Origin of the sequence: Xylanibacter ruminicola, from assembly GCF_900142525.1 — a bacterium.
GTDB lineage: Bacteria > Bacteroidota > Bacteroidia > Bacteroidales > Bacteroidaceae > Prevotella > Prevotella ruminicola_A.
Genome location: NZ_FRBD01000029.1, coordinates 17,414 through 34,337, shown reverse-complemented (window position 1 = coordinate 34,337; position 16,924 = coordinate 17,414). Strand labels below are relative to the sequence as shown.

Annotated in this window: 17 protein-coding genes; 5 read left to right on the top strand and 12 right to left on the bottom strand. The window is 50.4% G+C overall.

Going from position 1 to position 16,924, the window contains the following annotated elements:
• On the top strand, window positions 1-384 hold a 384-nt coding region (locus BUB86_RS15560; protein WP_073211254.1), incomplete at its 5' end, for a hypothetical protein.
• Window positions 385-522: 138 nt separating this feature from the next.
• Window positions 523-624, top strand: coding sequence for a smalltalk protein (locus BUB86_RS17770; protein WP_175549433.1), 102 nt, complete (start codon window positions 523-525; stop codon window positions 622-624).
• A gap of 15 nt (window positions 625-639) precedes the next feature.
• On the opposite strand, the gene BUB86_RS15555 is transcribed toward BUB86_RS17770, so the two are convergent.
• The 5 genes from BUB86_RS15555 to BUB86_RS15535 are packed head-to-tail and all read right to left on the bottom strand — an operon-like array spanning window position 640 to window position 6,800.
• Window positions 640-1,782: a Rid family hydrolase gene (locus BUB86_RS15555; RefSeq protein WP_073211250.1), complete on the bottom strand. Its 1,143-nt coding sequence runs from the start codon at window positions 1,780-1,782 to the stop codon at window positions 640-642.
• A 2-nt stretch (window positions 1,783-1,784) separates the two neighbouring features.
• Window positions 1,785-2,348, bottom strand: a complete 564-nt coding sequence (locus tag BUB86_RS15550; protein WP_073211247.1) for a hypothetical protein — start codon at window positions 2,346-2,348, stop codon at window positions 1,785-1,787.
• Window positions 2,349-2,373: 25 nt separating this feature from the next.
• A complete protein-coding gene (locus BUB86_RS15545; protein ID WP_073211244.1) occupies window positions 2,374-4,122 on the bottom strand; it encodes a di-heme oxidoredictase family protein in 1,749 nt (582 codons plus the stop codon).
• Window positions 4,123-4,139: 17 nt separating this feature from the next.
• Complete coding sequence (locus BUB86_RS15540; RefSeq protein WP_081373289.1) at window positions 4,140-5,462, bottom strand: imelysin family protein; 1,323 nt, start codon at window positions 5,460-5,462, stop codon at window positions 4,140-4,142.
• Window positions 5,463-5,498: 36 nt separating this feature from the next.
• A complete protein-coding gene (locus BUB86_RS15535) occupies window positions 5,499-6,800 on the bottom strand; it encodes a hypothetical protein (protein ID WP_073211238.1) in 1,302 nt (433 codons plus the stop codon).
• 192 nt (window positions 6,801-6,992) lie between these two features.
• Between BUB86_RS15535 and BUB86_RS15530 the strand changes: the two genes are divergently transcribed.
• Window positions 6,993-7,955: a LuxR C-terminal-related transcriptional regulator gene (locus tag BUB86_RS15530; RefSeq protein WP_175549527.1), complete on the top strand. Its 963-nt coding sequence runs from the start codon at window positions 6,993-6,995 to the stop codon at window positions 7,953-7,955.
• A 16-nt stretch (window positions 7,956-7,971) separates the two neighbouring features.
• On the opposite strand, the gene BUB86_RS15525 is transcribed toward BUB86_RS15530, so the two are convergent.
• From BUB86_RS15525 to BUB86_RS15515, 3 genes are read right to left on the bottom strand one after another with little or no spacing between them, the layout of a single operon-like run.
• Entirely contained in the window at window positions 7,972-9,474 is a 1,503-nt protein-coding gene (locus BUB86_RS15525) for a sensor histidine kinase (RefSeq protein ID WP_073211235.1), read from the bottom strand.
• A 12-nt stretch (window positions 9,475-9,486) separates the two neighbouring features.
• A complete protein-coding gene (gene ribH, locus BUB86_RS15520) occupies window positions 9,487-9,957 on the bottom strand; it encodes a 6,7-dimethyl-8-ribityllumazine synthase (protein WP_073211233.1) in 471 nt (156 codons plus the stop codon).
• Window positions 9,958-9,962: 5 nt separating this feature from the next.
• Window positions 9,963-10,646 (bottom strand): tetratricopeptide repeat protein, encoded by a 684-nt coding sequence (locus BUB86_RS15515; RefSeq protein ID WP_073211230.1) that lies wholly within the window; start codon window positions 10,644-10,646, stop codon window positions 9,963-9,965.
• Window positions 10,647-10,785: 139 nt separating this feature from the next.
• On the opposite strand from BUB86_RS15515, the gene recF reads away from it, so the two are divergent.
• Both recF and BUB86_RS15505 read left to right on the top strand, forming a co-directional pair.
• Window positions 10,786-11,886, top strand: a complete 1,101-nt coding sequence (gene recF / locus BUB86_RS15510; RefSeq protein ID WP_073211226.1) for a DNA replication/repair protein RecF — start codon at window positions 10,786-10,788, stop codon at window positions 11,884-11,886.
• Window positions 11,879-12,169 carry a DUF721 domain-containing protein gene (locus BUB86_RS15505; RefSeq protein ID WP_073211222.1) on the top strand — a complete coding sequence of 97 codons (291 nt, stop codon included), beginning with the start codon at window positions 11,879-11,881 and terminating at the stop codon, window positions 12,167-12,169. The genes recF and BUB86_RS15505 overlap by 8 nt, the downstream gene beginning before the upstream one ends.
• On the opposite strand, the gene BUB86_RS15500 is transcribed toward BUB86_RS15505, so the two are convergent.
• The 4 genes from BUB86_RS15500 to BUB86_RS15485 are packed head-to-tail and all read right to left on the bottom strand — an operon-like array spanning window position 12,166 to window position 16,901.
• Window positions 12,166-12,696: a 5-formyltetrahydrofolate cyclo-ligase gene (locus BUB86_RS15500; RefSeq protein WP_073211219.1), complete on the bottom strand. Its 531-nt coding sequence runs from the start codon at window positions 12,694-12,696 to the stop codon at window positions 12,166-12,168. The two genes, BUB86_RS15505 and BUB86_RS15500, sit on opposite strands and share 4 nt — an antisense overlap.
• Entirely contained in the window at window positions 12,689-14,389 is a 1,701-nt protein-coding gene (locus tag BUB86_RS15495) for a S41 family peptidase (protein WP_073211216.1), read from the bottom strand. Before BUB86_RS15495 ends, BUB86_RS15500 begins: the two co-directional genes overlap by 8 nt.
• Before the next feature lie 9 nt (window positions 14,390-14,398).
• Window positions 14,399-14,842, bottom strand: a complete 444-nt coding sequence (locus BUB86_RS15490; RefSeq protein WP_073211213.1) for a deoxycytidylate deaminase — start codon at window positions 14,840-14,842, stop codon at window positions 14,399-14,401.
• Window positions 14,817-16,901: a M3 family metallopeptidase gene (locus BUB86_RS15485; RefSeq protein ID WP_073211211.1), complete on the bottom strand. Its 2,085-nt coding sequence runs from the start codon at window positions 16,899-16,901 to the stop codon at window positions 14,817-14,819. Before BUB86_RS15485 ends, BUB86_RS15490 begins: the two co-directional genes overlap by 26 nt.
• Window positions 16,902-16,924: the final 23 nt, after the last annotated feature.

Sequence of the window (16,924 nt, the reverse complement as noted above, 5' to 3'; positions counted from 1 at the left end):
ATCAGTGAGCATGGTAGCGTGTACACCAGCGACGTGGTGTTTGGTGTGCTGGAGAAGTTCCGTAGCTGTCTGGTAGAGATGCTGCTGGAGAGCAAGCGTGTGAAGATTGAGGGTCTGGGCACCTTCTTCACCACCCTCGAGAACCAGGAGGGCGGCGCACAGAAGAAGGAGGACTTTACTGTGCAGAAGAACTTGAAGGCGCTGCACATCCGATTCATGCCTGAGGGCGAGCAGGAGATGAACATCAGCAGCCGCGAGTTCATCAAGAAGGCCGAGTTTGTGAATGTGGACACCCTGACGGGTGGCGATTCCACCAGCGGCTCTGGCTCAAGTGATGAGGACGATGGCCCAACTGGTGGCTACACGCCTAATCCGGGGGATTAAAATAGGTAAAAGAGTTTAATCACTCCACCCCTAGCCTATCTTGCGTCCCTTCGGTAGCAAGCGCCCCTTCGGGTCGAGCGGTCTCTCGAGAGGAGGGGAATACCTACGGAAAGTATTAACCATTAAAATCAAATCATTATGACCAAGAAAGAAACCGCAAAGTTTATTGTGCAGCTTATCGCGTCGATTGCATCGGCGATATTGACTGCGCTGGGCGCCACATCGTGCATGGGCATTTAGCCTTCATAATAAAACTTAGAATTGTGGATGTTCGGGGTTGCTGATAGCCTTAACGGCGGTACACTCCATCTCTACCAGCCAACCAGGGCGGCACACGGGAGCATGAACGATGACAACGGGCTTATCGGGGAATCGCTGCGCAAACACATCGCGAACCACCTGATAGTCGGCCACATCGCGCAGATACACAATCATCTCGCAAGCATCATCGTAGCTGCACTCGGCCTCGCGGAGCAGCGTCTCTACATTCTCAATCATGCGGGCAGTCTGCTTCACCACATCCTTGGCAAACATCACCTCGCCCTTGTTGTTGATTGAAGCAGTGCCTGAGATGAAGACATGGCGGCGATCGGCATAGTCGACATAGGTGCCACGCTCGAACGACACACCGTAGTCGCTGGTGCGATTGAGATGCGTGGGGGCATAGAGATAGTGTATCTGCTGCTGACTGATGCCTGCGATGGCGTAGTTGTCCATCTGAGCCAGCACGTTGGTATCCTGCTGGCGACCGCCAATGCCTGTAGAGGCAATAAAATGGGTGTTGACGGTGAGGCCCTGGGTGAAGAACACCTGATTGCGAGCGCGCACCACACCGCCGTAGTTGAGGTCGATATCGTTGACAAACAGCCACGTACGGATGCAATGGTCGGAGAGTTTACAGCCCTCCTCAGCCAGTTGCATGATATACTCGTTGAAGAGCAAGCGCATCTGATACTCGGAGTTGGCTGCCAGGTTATGGGCCGAGGCATTGAACAGATGGCGGAACGAGCCATGGCGCACCTCGTAGAGGCCGCTGGCAGTCATACCCGTCTGCACCCCAGTCATGAGCCACACCCACAATGCTACCTTGCTACCATTAAGCGGAGCCTGCTGGATGATGCTCTTGGCGCAATCAGTGACATCGGCCACCACCACATCGTCGGCCTGATTGGCTGCGTCGCTCAGAAAATAGCGCTTAAACACAGCCTGCGCCTGGGGCACGCAAGCAAGCAACTCCTGATAGGCATTCATCACCGCCTCGAGCTGCTGACTCCACGGCAGAGCACCATCAGCCACCTGAATCATGGCATGATACTCGCTGACCTCGGTGCCGTTGTCGAAACAGAACACACGGGTACTGGCGTGAGCAGTGTCTATACTGAACAGTTTCTGGTTCATATTTATAATTTCCTTTTGGGATGCAAAAGTATATAAAAAAAACGAGAAACAAGAAAAACAATCAGAAAAAATAGTGCAACATAGACGAGCAACGAGGGTGATACTGCGACTGAAGCCTGATGGCCACCAAACTGGCACTGATACTGCAACATCTTATCGACATAGGCATCTACGGCCTGCCAGCGACCAGCCTCTACCTCAGCAATCAATCGGGGAAACACCTCGCGGATATACTTCTGATGTTCGGCACTCATAGAGGCAGGCAGATCGTCGGTAGCACTATACCACGACACTTTACCGCCCTCCTGATGGGGGAAGATGCGCATGGTTTGCCAGCCATCGGCCAACACCACAAAGCCCGCAAAAATCTGCTCCACACTGAGACTGTCGCCTGCCTGGATAGCCTTGCGGGCATGAACAGACAGAGGGGTAACGGCCGAACCATCGGCAATGAGCAGCTGACAGAAATGCTGGGCCTGGGCCTGAGGAATAACTGTAGGCTTTGCCGAAGTGGATAACGACCAGAGAATAGTGAATAGTAGCAGCAGCAGCCGCCAACTATTCACTATTAACTGTTCACTATTCGCTCTATTAAATCGATTCAATGAACTTAACGATGGCATCGCGATCGGATTTGGGCAGATTGTAGAACTTCTCTGTGGGGCGATAAGCCTGCGACTGCTTTGAGTAGCCATGCCACATGATGGCCTCGACGACGGTACGCGCACGACAGTCGTGCAGGCGATCGTCGGCACCCGTGAGGCGGCGACTCAAGCCACGGCCCCAGAGAGGCGTGGTGCGGCACCAGCCCGTACGGATATCGTTAGCCATGAAGAGGCGGTGCTGAACCAAATCAGTGTATGGCCAGATGGTCTGGTTGGCATACTTGGGCAGCATCTGGCTGGCATCCTTGCCAATCTGCTTGGCATAGGCCTTGGTGCTGGCATCAACCCACATATCGTCGCTACCAGTGGTCCACGATGGGCGGTGGCAATTGGCGCAACCAATCTCGCTGAACAGCTGTTTTCCGCGCTGTACATCAGCATCGTTCAGATTACGGGCAGCAGGCACAGCCAGTCCGCGGTGCCACACCATAAACTGGTAGTACTGCTTGTCGCTCATCTCGTCTACCCCATTATAGGGCGCGCCATTAAGCAGATACTTCTCGAAGGTATCCTTGTAGGCCACAGATGGGGTGTTGAGCACCTCGTAAACACGGTTAGCGATACCCTCGTCGGTACCATCGGCATAGTAAGGATACAGGATGCTGGTGGGCGATGAGCCATGCTGCTTAATGTAGCTGATGACCTCAGGATCCTCGCTCTGAGCCTTAGCCCACGCAGCAGTGGTGTAGAGCCAGTGACGATCGGAGCGGGTGACGTTGGTGATATTCCAGATGGCGTTAGAGCCAGCACCATCCTGCAGCGAACCACGCGTCATGGCATAGGTGAAACGCTTGAGCGGACCATGCGAGCCATGATGCGAACCAGTATCGTTGTAAGGAGCCGAATAGTAGGCAGCGGCCTTGAAGGTGTTAGCCTCCTTATCCCACATGGCAGGGTTGAGCTCAGTGAAGCGAGCCTCTGAGGCCCACTGCTTCTCAATATCCTCATCGTCGATGGCATCGAGCAGAGCGGTACCATAAACACCAATGGTCGACTCCAGGCGAACCTCGTAATCAGTAGGCTTAGGATTGGTATTGAAGGCCGACTGAGGGATGCGCACCTCAGGATAAATCAGCGAGTAGCTGTCGCCGCCATCGGGGAAGGTCATTGCCAATCCGCTCTCCATCTCAGTTACGGTCTTCCAGTCTATCTGAATCTGATTCTCGTCGATTGGCGCCTTGAATGGAGCCATGGCCTGAGTCTGAGGCATACCTGTTACCTCAGAGATATAGGCATTGGTCTCGGGGTGATAGATAACCAGCAGATAGCCATTGCCCACGGTGTTGGCACGATACTCCGTCTGGCGCTTGCCATGACCGTAAGAGGGGTGGCAGGTGATACAGCCATTACGAACCCAAGCAGGGCCCAGTCCACGACGGGGCGCCTGCTCGAAAGTATATAAATGTTCGAAGAAGTCTTCGCCTGTATTAAAATCATCCTCCATGCCCGCTATGCTCTGTACAGCTGGCGTTGGCGATGAGTAGCTGGCCTTTTCGGTTGTACCCAGTTTTCCACCTGGGAACCACTCTTCGGCCGTGAAATTACCTGTAGCTTTTCCAAATGCCTGCTCTTCAATTTCGAGTTCGCCAAGGCTCTTGGCATCGTCGTCGCTGGTACAGGCAGTGATCATGGTAGCAGCCGCTATAGCTGCAAAAATCTTAAAAGTATTTGTCATCGTTACTTATTTTGTGATTATTCTTCAGTCTCCCAGTCCTCGTCATCCTCGAAGTTGATGTTCCAGATGGTGCAGCAGTACTTAACGAAGGGCGAAGGCATGTTGCTGATACCCTCGATGGCTCTGACGTAGGCACCCTCAACCTTCTGGTTTACGGCATCCTGCTTAACGCTAGCAAAGAAGGTGTGGAAGCTGTACTTGTTGGCCTTCTTATCGGTAGAACCCAGCCATACGTTGCGGATAGAACGGATGTTATCGCGGAAGTCGGTGATAGAGTTATAGCTGTAAGGCGACTCTACATACGATACATCGCCTGCAGAGAATGGGTTGGCAATCTTAGCTGTACCTACCTCGTTGGCAATAGCTACGCAGCTGCCCTCATCGTCAGAGAGAATCTGTGCGATGGCATCCTTCAAGGTTGGGAATGAGCTGCCAGAGCCACTGATACCTGCGTTGATGAGGTTGTCGCCATAAGAGAGGCCCTTCTGAGTCTGATAGTCGAGACCAGCAGCCTCTACAACAGCCAGGCGACTGGCATTCTTACCACCATCCCAAGCGCACTGCAGCTGGAAGGTGCGCTGCTTGAGCAGGGTGCAGATGGTCTGGGCGTAAGCCAACTCCTTTTCGCCAGAAACATTCTCGAAGTTCTTATAGGTGTCGTTGCCCTTCAGCTCGGCCACCTTACGGGGCTGACCATCGCGGAACAGGATGAACTCGAGTGCGTGGAAACCAAGGATGGTAGCATCGTCGAGCATCTCGTCGTTCATACCGTTATTAAAGTAGCTGAGCAGCAGCGAACGGTTCAGAGGCCATGAGTCGATGGTGGGGTCGATATCGAAATCGGAAGCAGCACCACCCAGGAAAGCCTCGCTCTGCTCCCAGTACATACGGGCAGCCTTGAAGTCACGGCAAGCCTCATCTATCTGAGCCTGAGTGATGGTGCTGGTGGTAAGACCGTTCAGGGTATTCTCCAGCGCCTCGGTGTTATCAGCCAACTTGGTATAGGTAGGCACAATCACCTCGCTCACCAGATTCTTCAGCACCTCGCGCAGATAAGTCTCCTGAGCCTCAGTAAGCTTGGCACTACCAATGATGGTGTTAGCAGCCTCGAGCTCGCTCACCACATCAGCACAACCATCGATAGCTGTCTCGCCAAAGCTCTTCACTGAGTAGTTGGCGGCAGTGGTGTTAAGGCTGTAGTTATCCTCGTCGACAACAGGTGTAGTCTCAACTATACCAAACTCTGTTTCGTCGTTCTTCTTGTCGTCATCCTTACTACATGATGTCAATGTCATAGCGCCCATCATCAGCGCCATTGAAAAAATAAATTTCGTTTTCATACTCTTTATTATATTGGTTTAATTATCAATTGTCAATTAGAGAAAGAATCCCTCGTACGTCACGCCAATGTTGATGGCGGGCTCGTTGTTGTACTGACTCTTCAGGAAGCGGTTTGAGAACTCGGCCTTGATGGCAATCTCAGGCACGGGAAAGTAGTTCAGGCCCACCGCCATGCGCTTCACCTCAGTATAGTCGTAGGCTGTGCTCTTGGTGTTGCTGGCGTAGGGGTTATACTGCTCGTAGCGACCAAAGACATACAGCTTCTGCTCATCAGCACGCATACAGCTAATCTGCGAGAACACATCGTAGCCAGCCTCGATGCCTACAGCATAGGCATTCTTGCTGACAAAAGCCGAGTGGTGATAAGGCGACTTCTTGTTGGTACGATTGTAAATATACTTCAGTTGCTCCGCATCGCCCAGATAGCCATAATCAGCCTGTCCACGGATAATCCAGTTGTGGTCATTGTAGGTAAAGTCGAAAGCGCCTATCAGCACCTGACCCTTATACTCCGCATCCACACCATTAGCGTTCTTAGGATAACTGTTGCCAATGCTCTCGCCATAGTATCCGCTCAGACCGAGACGCAATCCGGGAATAGAGTAGTTATCCAGACGGAGGGCCACACCATACTTATTAGCCACCTCGAACTCCAGAGGATTGGCAGTGCCCTTCTTAATCCAGTTGGTGTTGGTAAAATTATCAGCATTCAAACCTGCCAAGAACTGTGCCTCGTAACGGAATTTCTTATAACGGCCAAAGAACGACACACCCGTTTGGTGCCATGTGCTAGGCATGATGGTGTTTTCGCCCTCAGGACGATAAACAGTAAAGAAGTTCAGTGGTTCGTGGTGGGCATTATTCAAGCCTACAGGCACCACAATATGTCCGAAGCGGAGATTGGCTGCACGAGAGAAAGTCTTCTGAATCCAGAACTGCTCCAGCTCTACCTCACCACCCTTCTCGGTTTCCTGTTCCCATTCGCCGCCTTCTTCGTCTTCCTTCTCATAGGCAAGTCCTGCGCCACCGTGTTCAAACTCAACCTCGGTGCCCCACGACCAGCCCTTACCAAAGTCATAACCTAAATAGATGACGGCATGGGGAATGTCGAAACGACCGTGACTAGGATCGTTCTTATGCTCCTCGGGCTGACTATACCTACTTACATGATCACTATAAAAATTGCGTGAGTAAGCTACCTCGCCGTAGCCTCCCACGCTTAACTTGTTGCCCTTAGCGTGCTGCATTACGCTATCGGCAACATGCACTTGTGCTGAGACCTCGGCAGCGCCAACAACAGCCAAACAACACATTGCTAATCTAACAAACGTATTCATTACAAAAACTCATTTTATTTTCAATTCGGCTGCAAAGGTAGGGTGTTTTGCATAATTACACAATACCTAAAAATAGTGAAAATATCACTATTCACTATTCGCTGTTCACTATTCACTAAAAAAATACCTAATAATAATTATTGTATATATCGAGAAAAATGCATAATTTTGCAGCGGTAATTATTAATAGGTATGAAGAATCAGAAAATGTACGAGGCGGACGACAAGATGATCTCGCTGATCCGCGACAACTACGACTTGCTGCAGTCGCTGGGTAGCTTTGGTATCAACTTAGGTTTTGGCGATAAGACCGTGCGCGAGACATGCGAGGATAACAACGTAGACACCTACACATTCCTAGCGGTGGTTAACTACACCATCAACGGATATGGCGAGTTTGAAGCCGACTCACAGCTCGACGTGCCCACACTGCTGCGCTATCTGGAGGCCTGCCACGACTACTTTCTGGAGTTCCAACTGCCTTACATCCGCAGAGAGCTGTCAGAGTGTCTCAACCCTAACGACTCGCTGGGGCGCCTGATTCTGAAGTTCTACGATGAGTATGCCCACGAGATACGTCGCCACATGAAGTACGAGCAGAAGACGCTGTTCCCCTACGTACAGTCGCTCATCGACGGGCAGCCTGCTAATGATTATAATGTAGACACATTCTCAAAGCATCACGGTGCAACTGACAAGAAGTTGCGCGAGCTGAAGCTGCTCATTATCAAATACCTGCCACAAGACGGATTGCACAACAACCAGCTAACCGCCACGCTCCACGACATCTACGAGAACGAGGTATGGCTGCGCCAGCACGCTGAGGTAGAGGATCATATCTTCGTACCAGCCATCCGCCGCCTGGAGCAACTCACCAAGCAGAATGATGTGTCGCGCAACATATCAGGCATGGTGTTCGGTAGTGCTCAGGCACAGAATCCTGATGCATTGAGCGACCGTGAGAAAGATGTGATTATTTCGCTTGTACAAGGCATGTCGAATAAGGAGATAGCCGATCATCTGTGCATATCAACCAATACGGTTATCACCCATCGACGTAACATTGCCCGCAAGCTTCAAATACATTCACCAGCCGGATTAACCATCTATGCGATAGTTAATGGGCTGGTGGACATATCAACTGTAAAGTTATAAAAGGTGTAGTGTTAGCTTAAGAATGGAGGAGCAGCACGAAACGTGTGCCCTTGGTGAACTCGGCATCGATGTCGAGATCGCCCTTCATCTTCAGTGCCATCTGCTTGCAGATAGGCAATCCAAGGCCGTCGCCCTCAGTGAAGTCCTTCACCTCAGTAAATGGCTTGAATACCTCATCGCGCTTCTCCTCAGGAATAACCTCGCCTGTATTAGATACCAGGAACTGGTGAACATGTGCACCACGCTTCTTGTAATCCAACCAGATAGTGCCGTCCTTTGGTGTGTAGAAAGCAGCGTTATTCAGTAAGTGCAACAGGATGTGTGATACATACTCCTTATTGATCTTTGCGCTCATGTTGGGCACGTTGACCTTCAGAGTAACACCTGCCTGCACCTTATTACGAATCTGATTCACAACACCCTCGCAGAATGGGGTGAGCTGAACATCCTCCAGTTCTACCTCCTCGTCCATCGAGTTCTCGATATTCGACAACGTGGCAATGTGCTCAGAGAACTGAAGCAGCGCCTTTACCTCTGGAATCTTCTCATCGAGTTTATGGAGTGTAGGATCGAGCTGGGCCGAGATGTTGCTGATGAACTTAGCCTTCAGCGCATTGTTATCGTTAGCCAGCTTGATGGTCTTCTTCTGCTTACGGGTAAGCAGGATGTAGCGCATCAGAACAATACCACCCAGAACCAGTGCAGCAGCCAGCGCACCTGCCAGGATGCAGAGACCTACGATAACAGCCCAACGGGCAGTGAGCGAGCTGGCCTGATCGTCGATGGTCTTCTCGTTCTCAGAAATCTGCTGCTTCAGGGCACCTGTCTCGTCAGCCAGCTTCAGGGCACCTACAGAATCCTTCCAAGCCAGATAGTTGCTGTACGACTGAGCTACCATATTGGCATTGCCACTCTTACGGGCATTGGCTATCAGAGTCTGGTAAACGCCATCCACCTTATCATACTGCTTTGAGGCAGTAAGCTTGGTGGCCATCTCCTTGAACACAGCATTACCCTGTGCATTCTGACCAAATGAATAGTGGTAAACAGCCTTATTATAAAGCAGATCGTTCTTCAAAGCCTCATCAGCAGCATAGTTAACCTGATTCTCCATGACCTCAATCTGGTCTTTAGCGCTATCGCTCTTACGCAGTTTGATATACATGGCCAGGCGCTCCTTGGTGATGATATAATGGAGAGCAGCCTTCTCCTTGGCGTTCTTACCGCTGGCTTCAACCTCCTGGTCGGCACGGCGAAGCAGGTCGAAAGCTTCTTTCCAATAGTTTTCTTTGTAATACAGAGCTGTTCCGCGTGCTGCACATTCCATACCAGCCTTCAGCTGGCCTTTCTTGGCATAGTCTTCGAAAGCGCGGATAAAGTGGAAACGGGCGCTGGCCACGTTTCCCTTCTCGAAGTCGCTTTCTGCGCGCTGATGCAACTCACTTTTCTTGGCTTCCTGTGCGTTCACAACGCCAAAGCCCAAGGTTATACTTAGGAGAAGAATGAATACCTTTTTCATAATACTAATTAATTAGAACTTAGCCATCTTAATAGCTACCACTGCGCACTCATCGCCCTTATTACCCAGTCGACCACCTGCGCGGTCCTGTGCCTGCTGCATATCGTTAGTGGTGAGCAGACCGTAGATAACGGGAATGTTGCTGGTTGCATTAAGACGGGCGATACCCTCGGTAACACCCTGACAGATGTAGTCAAAGTGTGGCGTTTCACCGCGTATCACACTTCCCAGTACGATCACAGCATCGTAACCATCGTTAAGTGTCATCTGGTGAGCACCATAAATCAGCTCAAAGCTTCCAGGTACCGTCTTAACATGTATATTTTCAGGCAAAGCGCCATGCTTTTCGAGTGTGCTAACACATCCGTCAAGCAGGGCGCCTGTTATTTCGGGGTTCCACTCGGCCACAACCACTCCGAAAATCATGTTCGAAGCATCGGGCACTGTGGTAATATCGTATTCCGATAAGTTTTTAGTTGCCATGGAGATTATTTTGCAGAAACACGCTCAATATAACCATCGATGGTCTGATAAGCCATTGAGTTGAAGTACTTATCCTTAACCTGCTGATACAGCTTCAGGGCCTCATCGTTCTTACCCTGGCTCTCGAGAATCTCACCAGCCTGAATCAGGAAGGTAGGCGACAGAGAGTTGTTATCAGCCTTCTCAGCAGCCTTCTTCAGGTGTGATACAGCCTTGTCGAGCTGGTTCAGGTGAGCATATACATTACCCAGAGCACCCTCAGCAGCTGGAGAAATCATCTGATCGTCGGCACCGTCAAAGTTCTCGAGATACTTAGCAGCATCTTCCCACTTGTTGAGCTTAGCGCTGCAAAGACCGGCATAGAGGTTAGCCAGGTTACCTGCAGCAGTGCTGCTGTACTCGTCAGCCAGCTTTACAAAACCCTTGAAGTTTGCGCTGTCGCCATTCAGTGCCTTCTGATAGTCGCCTGCCATGAAGAGCTCCTGACCCTTTGCGATAGCTGTGCTTGCCTTAACTTCGTTAGGACCGCTGACATAAGTCTTGTACAGAACGGTACCAGCAACGATTACTACGAGAGCTGCTACTGCAGCAATAACGGTCTTCTTATACTTGAGGAAGAAGGCCTCACTCTGATTCAGGCTCTGCTCCATTGACTGGGGAGCCTGCTGTTGATTTGTTGTATTTGCCATTATAATATTTATATTTAATTTCAAAAATCGGGTGCAAAGTTACTAAAAAAGCAACACAATTTACATTTTTTCAAGGAAAATATTTATTAATCTGTGTTAATCCTTAGCATCAATGGCCAAAAAACGCTACCTTTGCACTATGATTTTAGAAAAGATATCAGTTATCAATTACAAGAACATAGCAGAGGCCACACTTGAGTTCTCGCCCAAAATCAACTGCCTGATAGGACAGAATGGGGTTGGCAAGACCAATGTGCTCGATGCTATATACTATTTGTCGTTCTGCCATTCGGCCAACAATCCCATCGACTCGCAGGTCATCCGCCACGGGGCTGAGTTCTTTGTTTTAGAGGGCGCCTACGAGGGCGATTTGCATATTTACTGCGGTATGAAGCGCGGCACCAAAAAGCACTTCAAGCGCAACAAAAAGGAGTATCGCCGTTTGTCAGAACATATCGGACTGATACCCATTGTAGTGGTGTCGCCATCCGACACCCTGCTGATTGAGGGTGGCAGCGAGGAGCGACGCCGCCTGATGGACATGGTGATATCGCAGTACGACCATGGTTATATGGAGGCGATGAACCGCTATAACAAAGCCCTGCAGCAGCGCAACGCCATGCTGAAACAGGAAGACGAGCCAAACATAGATGTGATGAGCCTATTCGAGGAGCAGATGGCCATCGAGGGCGAGCGCATCTATCAGGCACGCAAGGCTTTTGTTGAAGAACTCACCCCTATCTTCCAGCGCATACACGAGACGATTGCAGAGAACCGCGAACAGGTAGGTTTGAACTACATTTCGCACTGCCAGCGCGGCCCACTGCTCGAAGTGATACAGCGCGACCGTTTCAAGGATCGCGCCATAGGCTACTCGCTGCACGGCATCCACCGCGACGACCTTGAGATAACGCTTGGCGGGCACCTGATGAAGCGCGAGGGTAGTCAGGGCCAGAACAAGACGTTTGTGATAGCGCTCAAACTGGCACAGTTCGACTTCCTGAAGCGCACCAACTCTAAGACCACACCGCTGCTGCTGCTCGACGACATCTTCGATAAGCTCGATGCCCAGCGCGTAGAACAGATAGTAAAGCTGGTGGCAGGCGATGAATACGGACAGATTTTCATTACCGATACCAATCGCGACCACCTGGATCTGATTCTGAGCAGATCATCGCTCGACTATAAGATATTCCATGTTGACAACGGCGAAATAGAAGAAGTAAAGAAGGATGTTTAAGCGCGACGTAAACCAGATAAAAGACTTGATTCTCAAGAACCTGCGCGCTCAGGGACTTGAGACACCACTGCTACAGAAACGACTCATCGATTCGTGGCCCGAAGTAGTGGGCCCCATGATTGCCAGCTATACCGACGGCATGTTTATCAAGAACCAGACATTGTTTGTACATCTTACCAGCCCGGCCCTGCGTTCAGACATGATGATGATGCGCAGCGAACTGGTTAGGAAACTGAATGCCCACGTAGGTAGCCAGGTAATAGCCGAGATACGATTCCACTAGACTACCACATCTACCCTTACATCAGTAGACGCTGTGGGTACCATATCCACTTTCTGAAAATCAAAGCACACGCCTATCAGTTGGGGGCGTGGATGGCTGAGCGACTTCAGGAAACGGTCGTAATACCCCTTTCCCCTACCCAATCGGTTGCCATCGCCATCAAAGGCCATACCTGGCACCAGTACCGCATCTATCACCTCATCAGCAGCTATCTGCCGTCCTACAGGCTCCATAATACCGAAAGCCCCCAGGCTCAGACTTTCAGCTCCAGTATAGCGGCATAACACCATCTCCTCGTTGCTAATCACCTTAGGCAGATAAACCGTTTTACCATCAGCCAGCAGCTGGTCGATAAAACCATGCGTATCCACTTCATCAGGCAGCGAGTAATAAGCCACGATGGTCTTGGCATCCTTAAGCATAGGCTTGATACGCCCCACTATAGGCAGCGACAGTTCACACAGCTGCTGCTGAGTGAACTGTCCTTTCTTTTCACGTATCAAACGCCTAAGCTCGCTTTTAAGCATGGGCTATCAAAGTGTTTATCTGACGAATGGCACGACCGTCGCCTGCCTTGGCCACATTCTTACCCCTGGCACCAGCCACGGGCTTCTGTGGGAATGCGCCCTCGTTGTGGAACAGGCGTAGCGTTTCCTTAATCACCGGATCATCCTGATTCAGATACTCTGTCCACGACTGCTCGCTGTGGATGTTGTATATGATACGACTTATCACGAAGCGCTCCAGCAGCTTCTGCGATTTCTGTATCATCAGGTTACGGCGCTTCAGGCCGTTCTTATCAGCATATACCACAAACTGCTCAAGTATATTCTGGCGCTTCAGATAGGTCTCCATCTCCTTCACACCCTTCAGGGCACTGAGCTTGGCACGATTATCATCCGTATAAGTGAATGCAAACTGCAGAATGAGTCCCGACATGGCAGCCTCCTTATAATAAGATGTCACACCAAGCGTATCCTCTGGGATAAAGATATCAGGCGTGATACCACCACCACCATATACGATACGACCGTTGTTGGTGTGATACTCCGGACCCGTATGCTTGATGCTATCCTGCGAGAAGAACTCACCATGCTGATAACGTGTCAGCCAGTCGTCATCATAGTGGTTACCATTGTTATATGGTTTCTGGATACAACGTCCAGAAGGGGTGTAGTAACGTGCAATGGTAAGACGTATCATCGAGTGGTCGCTAAACTCCATGGGCTTCTGTACCAGTCCCTTACCAAACGAGCGTCGACCAATAATAGTACCACGGTCGTTATCCTGAATGGCACCAGCCAGAATCTCTGAGGCCGAAGCTGAGCTCTCGTCAACCAGCACTACCAATGGCAGGCGCTGATAAGAGCCACGGCCATCGGCACGATAGTCCTGACGTGGGAACGCACGGCCCTGCGTATACACGATGAGCTGTCCGCGCGACAGGAACTCATTAGCTATCTGTACGGCTGACTCCAGGTATCCACCCGTGTTACCACGCAGGTCGATTACCAGATTGCTAAAGCTCTGCTGCGAGAGCTTAGCCAGAGCAATGAGCAACTCAGGATAGGTATTTTCGCCAAAGTTACGAATCTTGATGTAACCACAATCCTGATCGAGCATATAGCATGCTGTAACGCTCTTAGTAGGAATCTCACCACGGGTGATGGTAATGTGGTGCAGCTTCTTCTCGCCATAGCGCAGAATGCCCAGCTTCACCTTGGTGTCCTTTGGTCCTTTCAGGCGATGCATAGCCTCCTCGTTGGTCACCTTCTTACCTACGAATATCGAGTCGTCAACCTCCACAATCTTATCGCCAGCAATCACGCCAGCGCGCTCAGCAGGACCGTTGCCTATTACATTCTGCACACGGATGGTGTCCTGACGGATGGTAAACTCGATACCAATGCCAAAGAACGATCCACGCAGGTCATCGTTGGCTATCTCGCCATCACGGGCACTGATATATACCGAGTGTGGATCAAGCTCTGCCAGAATCTGTGGCATGGCCTTCTCTACCAAATCGTTGATGTTGACGGTATCCACATACTGATCGTCGATAATGCGGAGCAGGTTGTTCAACTTGTTTCCGCTCGAATTAATAATATTCAGTCGATTGCCCGAGAAGTGGTTGGCATAGAATGTGCCCACCACAATGCCCACGACCACACATACGGCCATCAGCAAAGGCATTAATCGGTTTGTGCTATTTTTACTCATATCTTAATCTTACTCCTTCTCTCCTTCATCCAGCCCAATGTAAATCACCTCGATACCAGCGCGCTCCAGCAGTTCGATACCATCAGTCAGTCGGTACTTCTCGCCATAAACCACACGCTTGATACCAGCCTGTATAATCAGCTTGGCACATTCGATACAGGGCGAGGCGGTGATATAAATAGTGGCCCCTTCGCTGTTGTTGTTACTACGTGCCAGTTTAGTTATTGCATTAGCCTCAGCATGCAGCACATAAGGCTTGGTCACGTTATCATCGTCCTCACAAACGTTTTCAAATCCGCTTGGAGTACCATTATAACCATCGCTGATAATCATTTTATCCTTGACCACCAGTGCTCCCACCTGACGACGCTTGCAGTAGGAGTTCTCAGCCCAGATACGTGCCATCTTCAGATAGCGCACATCAAGCTTACTTTGCTTGTCGTTTGATTCCATTTCTTTTAAGTAATGCATCAATGGTGAGTTCGCCACCCTTGAATCGTTTGTATAATGTCATCGGATTCTCCGTGCCACCTTTCGACAGGATGTTTTCGCGGAAACTGCTGGCAGTCTTCTTATCGAAGATACCATGTTTCTTGAATACGCTAAAGGCATCGGCATCGAGCACCTCGGCCCACTTGTAGCTGTAGTAGCCAGCAGCATAACCACCAGCCATGATGTGCGAGAACTGCACCGTCATACAGGTGTCGGGCAGCTGTGGCAGTATCATCGCTTTCTCCCAGGCCTTCTTCTCGAATGGGATGATATCTTCCTTAAACTCATCCTTCTGGGTGTAGTAGGCCATATCCAGCAGTCCGAAGCTTACCTGACGTATGCAGGCGTATGCCACATTGAAGTTACGACTGCGAACAATGCGGTCTATCAGTTCATCGGGCAATGGCTCGCCAGTCTGATAATGGAATGCAAAGGTGCGCAGGAACTCCTTCTCGATGGCGAAGTTCTCCATAAACTGCGATGGCAGCTCCACAAAGTCCCACCATACGTTAGTACCGCTCAGACTCTCAAAGCGGGTGTTGGCAAACATGCCATGAAGCGAGTGTCCGAACTCGTGCAGGAATGTCTCCACTTCGCCCAGTGTCAGCAGCGCAGGCTTTTCTTCAGTAGGCTTAGTCAGGTTCATCACCACGCTGACGTGCGGACGCACATTCTCACCCTCCTTGGTGATCCACTGTCCCTGGTATTCAGTCATCCAGGCGCCACCCTGCTTACCCTTGCGGGGATGGAAGTCGGCATAGAACACAGCCAAGAATGAGCCGTCTTCATCAAACACCTCGTATGCCTTTACATCAGGATGATATACTGGAATATCCTTGTTCTCCTTGAATGTGATGCCGTACAGACGGTTGGCCAGTCCGAACACACCATCGATGACCTTCGACAGTTCGAAGTATGGGCGCAACATCTCGGCATCCAAATTATATTTCTCAAGCTTCAGCTTGTGCGAGTAGAACGACAAGTCCCATGGCTCCAGCTTAAAGTCCTTACCCTCCAGCTTACGCGCCATCTTCTCTATGGCTTCCACCTCCTTCATGGCTGTAGGCTTATAGGCCTTTATCAGATCGTTCAGCAGTTTATACACGTTGCGCACGTTACCTGCCATACGGTGCTTCAGCACGTAGTCGGCATAGGTCTTATGTCCTAACAGCTGAGCCAGTTCGCGGCGCAGGTTTATCAGGCGCTTGCATATCTCCAGATTGTTCTCCTCGTTATCGTGGATACACTCTGTATTCTTGGCCATATATAGCTGCTTGCGGAGCTCGCGCTGCGTAGAATAAGTCATGAATGGCGAGTACGATGGGAAGTCGAGTGTAAACAGCCATCCCTCTTTTTCAGCCTCCTTGGCTGCCAGTGCAGCTGCCTCGCGGGCTGTATCGGGCAGACCGTCAAGTTGCTTCTCGTCAGTAATATGCAGTGTAAATGCCTTGTTCTCCTTCAGCAGGTTCTGCGAGAACTGCAGTCCCAGCATCGAGGCCTCCTCAGTCAACTGGCGCAGGCGCTCTTTGCCTGCAGTATCCAGCAGCGCACCACTACGCACAAATCCGTCGTAGCAGTTATCCAGCAGCATCTTCTCTTCTGGTGTCAGCTTGCGATGATGCTGGTGCACATATTTGATGCGTTCAAACAGTTTCTCATTCAGTCGTATATCGTTTGAGTGCTTGGTCAGTATCGGACTCATCTTCTGTGCCAGCGCATCCATATCGTCGTTGGTCTCGGCCGACAGCAGATTAAAGAACACTGTCGACACGCGTCCCAGCAAATCGTAATATCCATCCTTATCCTTCTCGTCGTCAACGCTGATAATGGTGTTGTCGAAAGTAGGCTTGGCAGGATTATTGATAATCTTCTCTATCTGTTCATCATCACGACGTATTCCCTCCAACATAGCCTCTTCGTAATCTTCCAGTCGGATACGATTAAAAGGAGCTGTGTCGTGAGGTGTGTTGTAAGGTTCGAAAAACGGGTTCGTTCTCTCAATATTTTCGTTTGTATTCATACTAACTTTATTTAAGGCGCAAA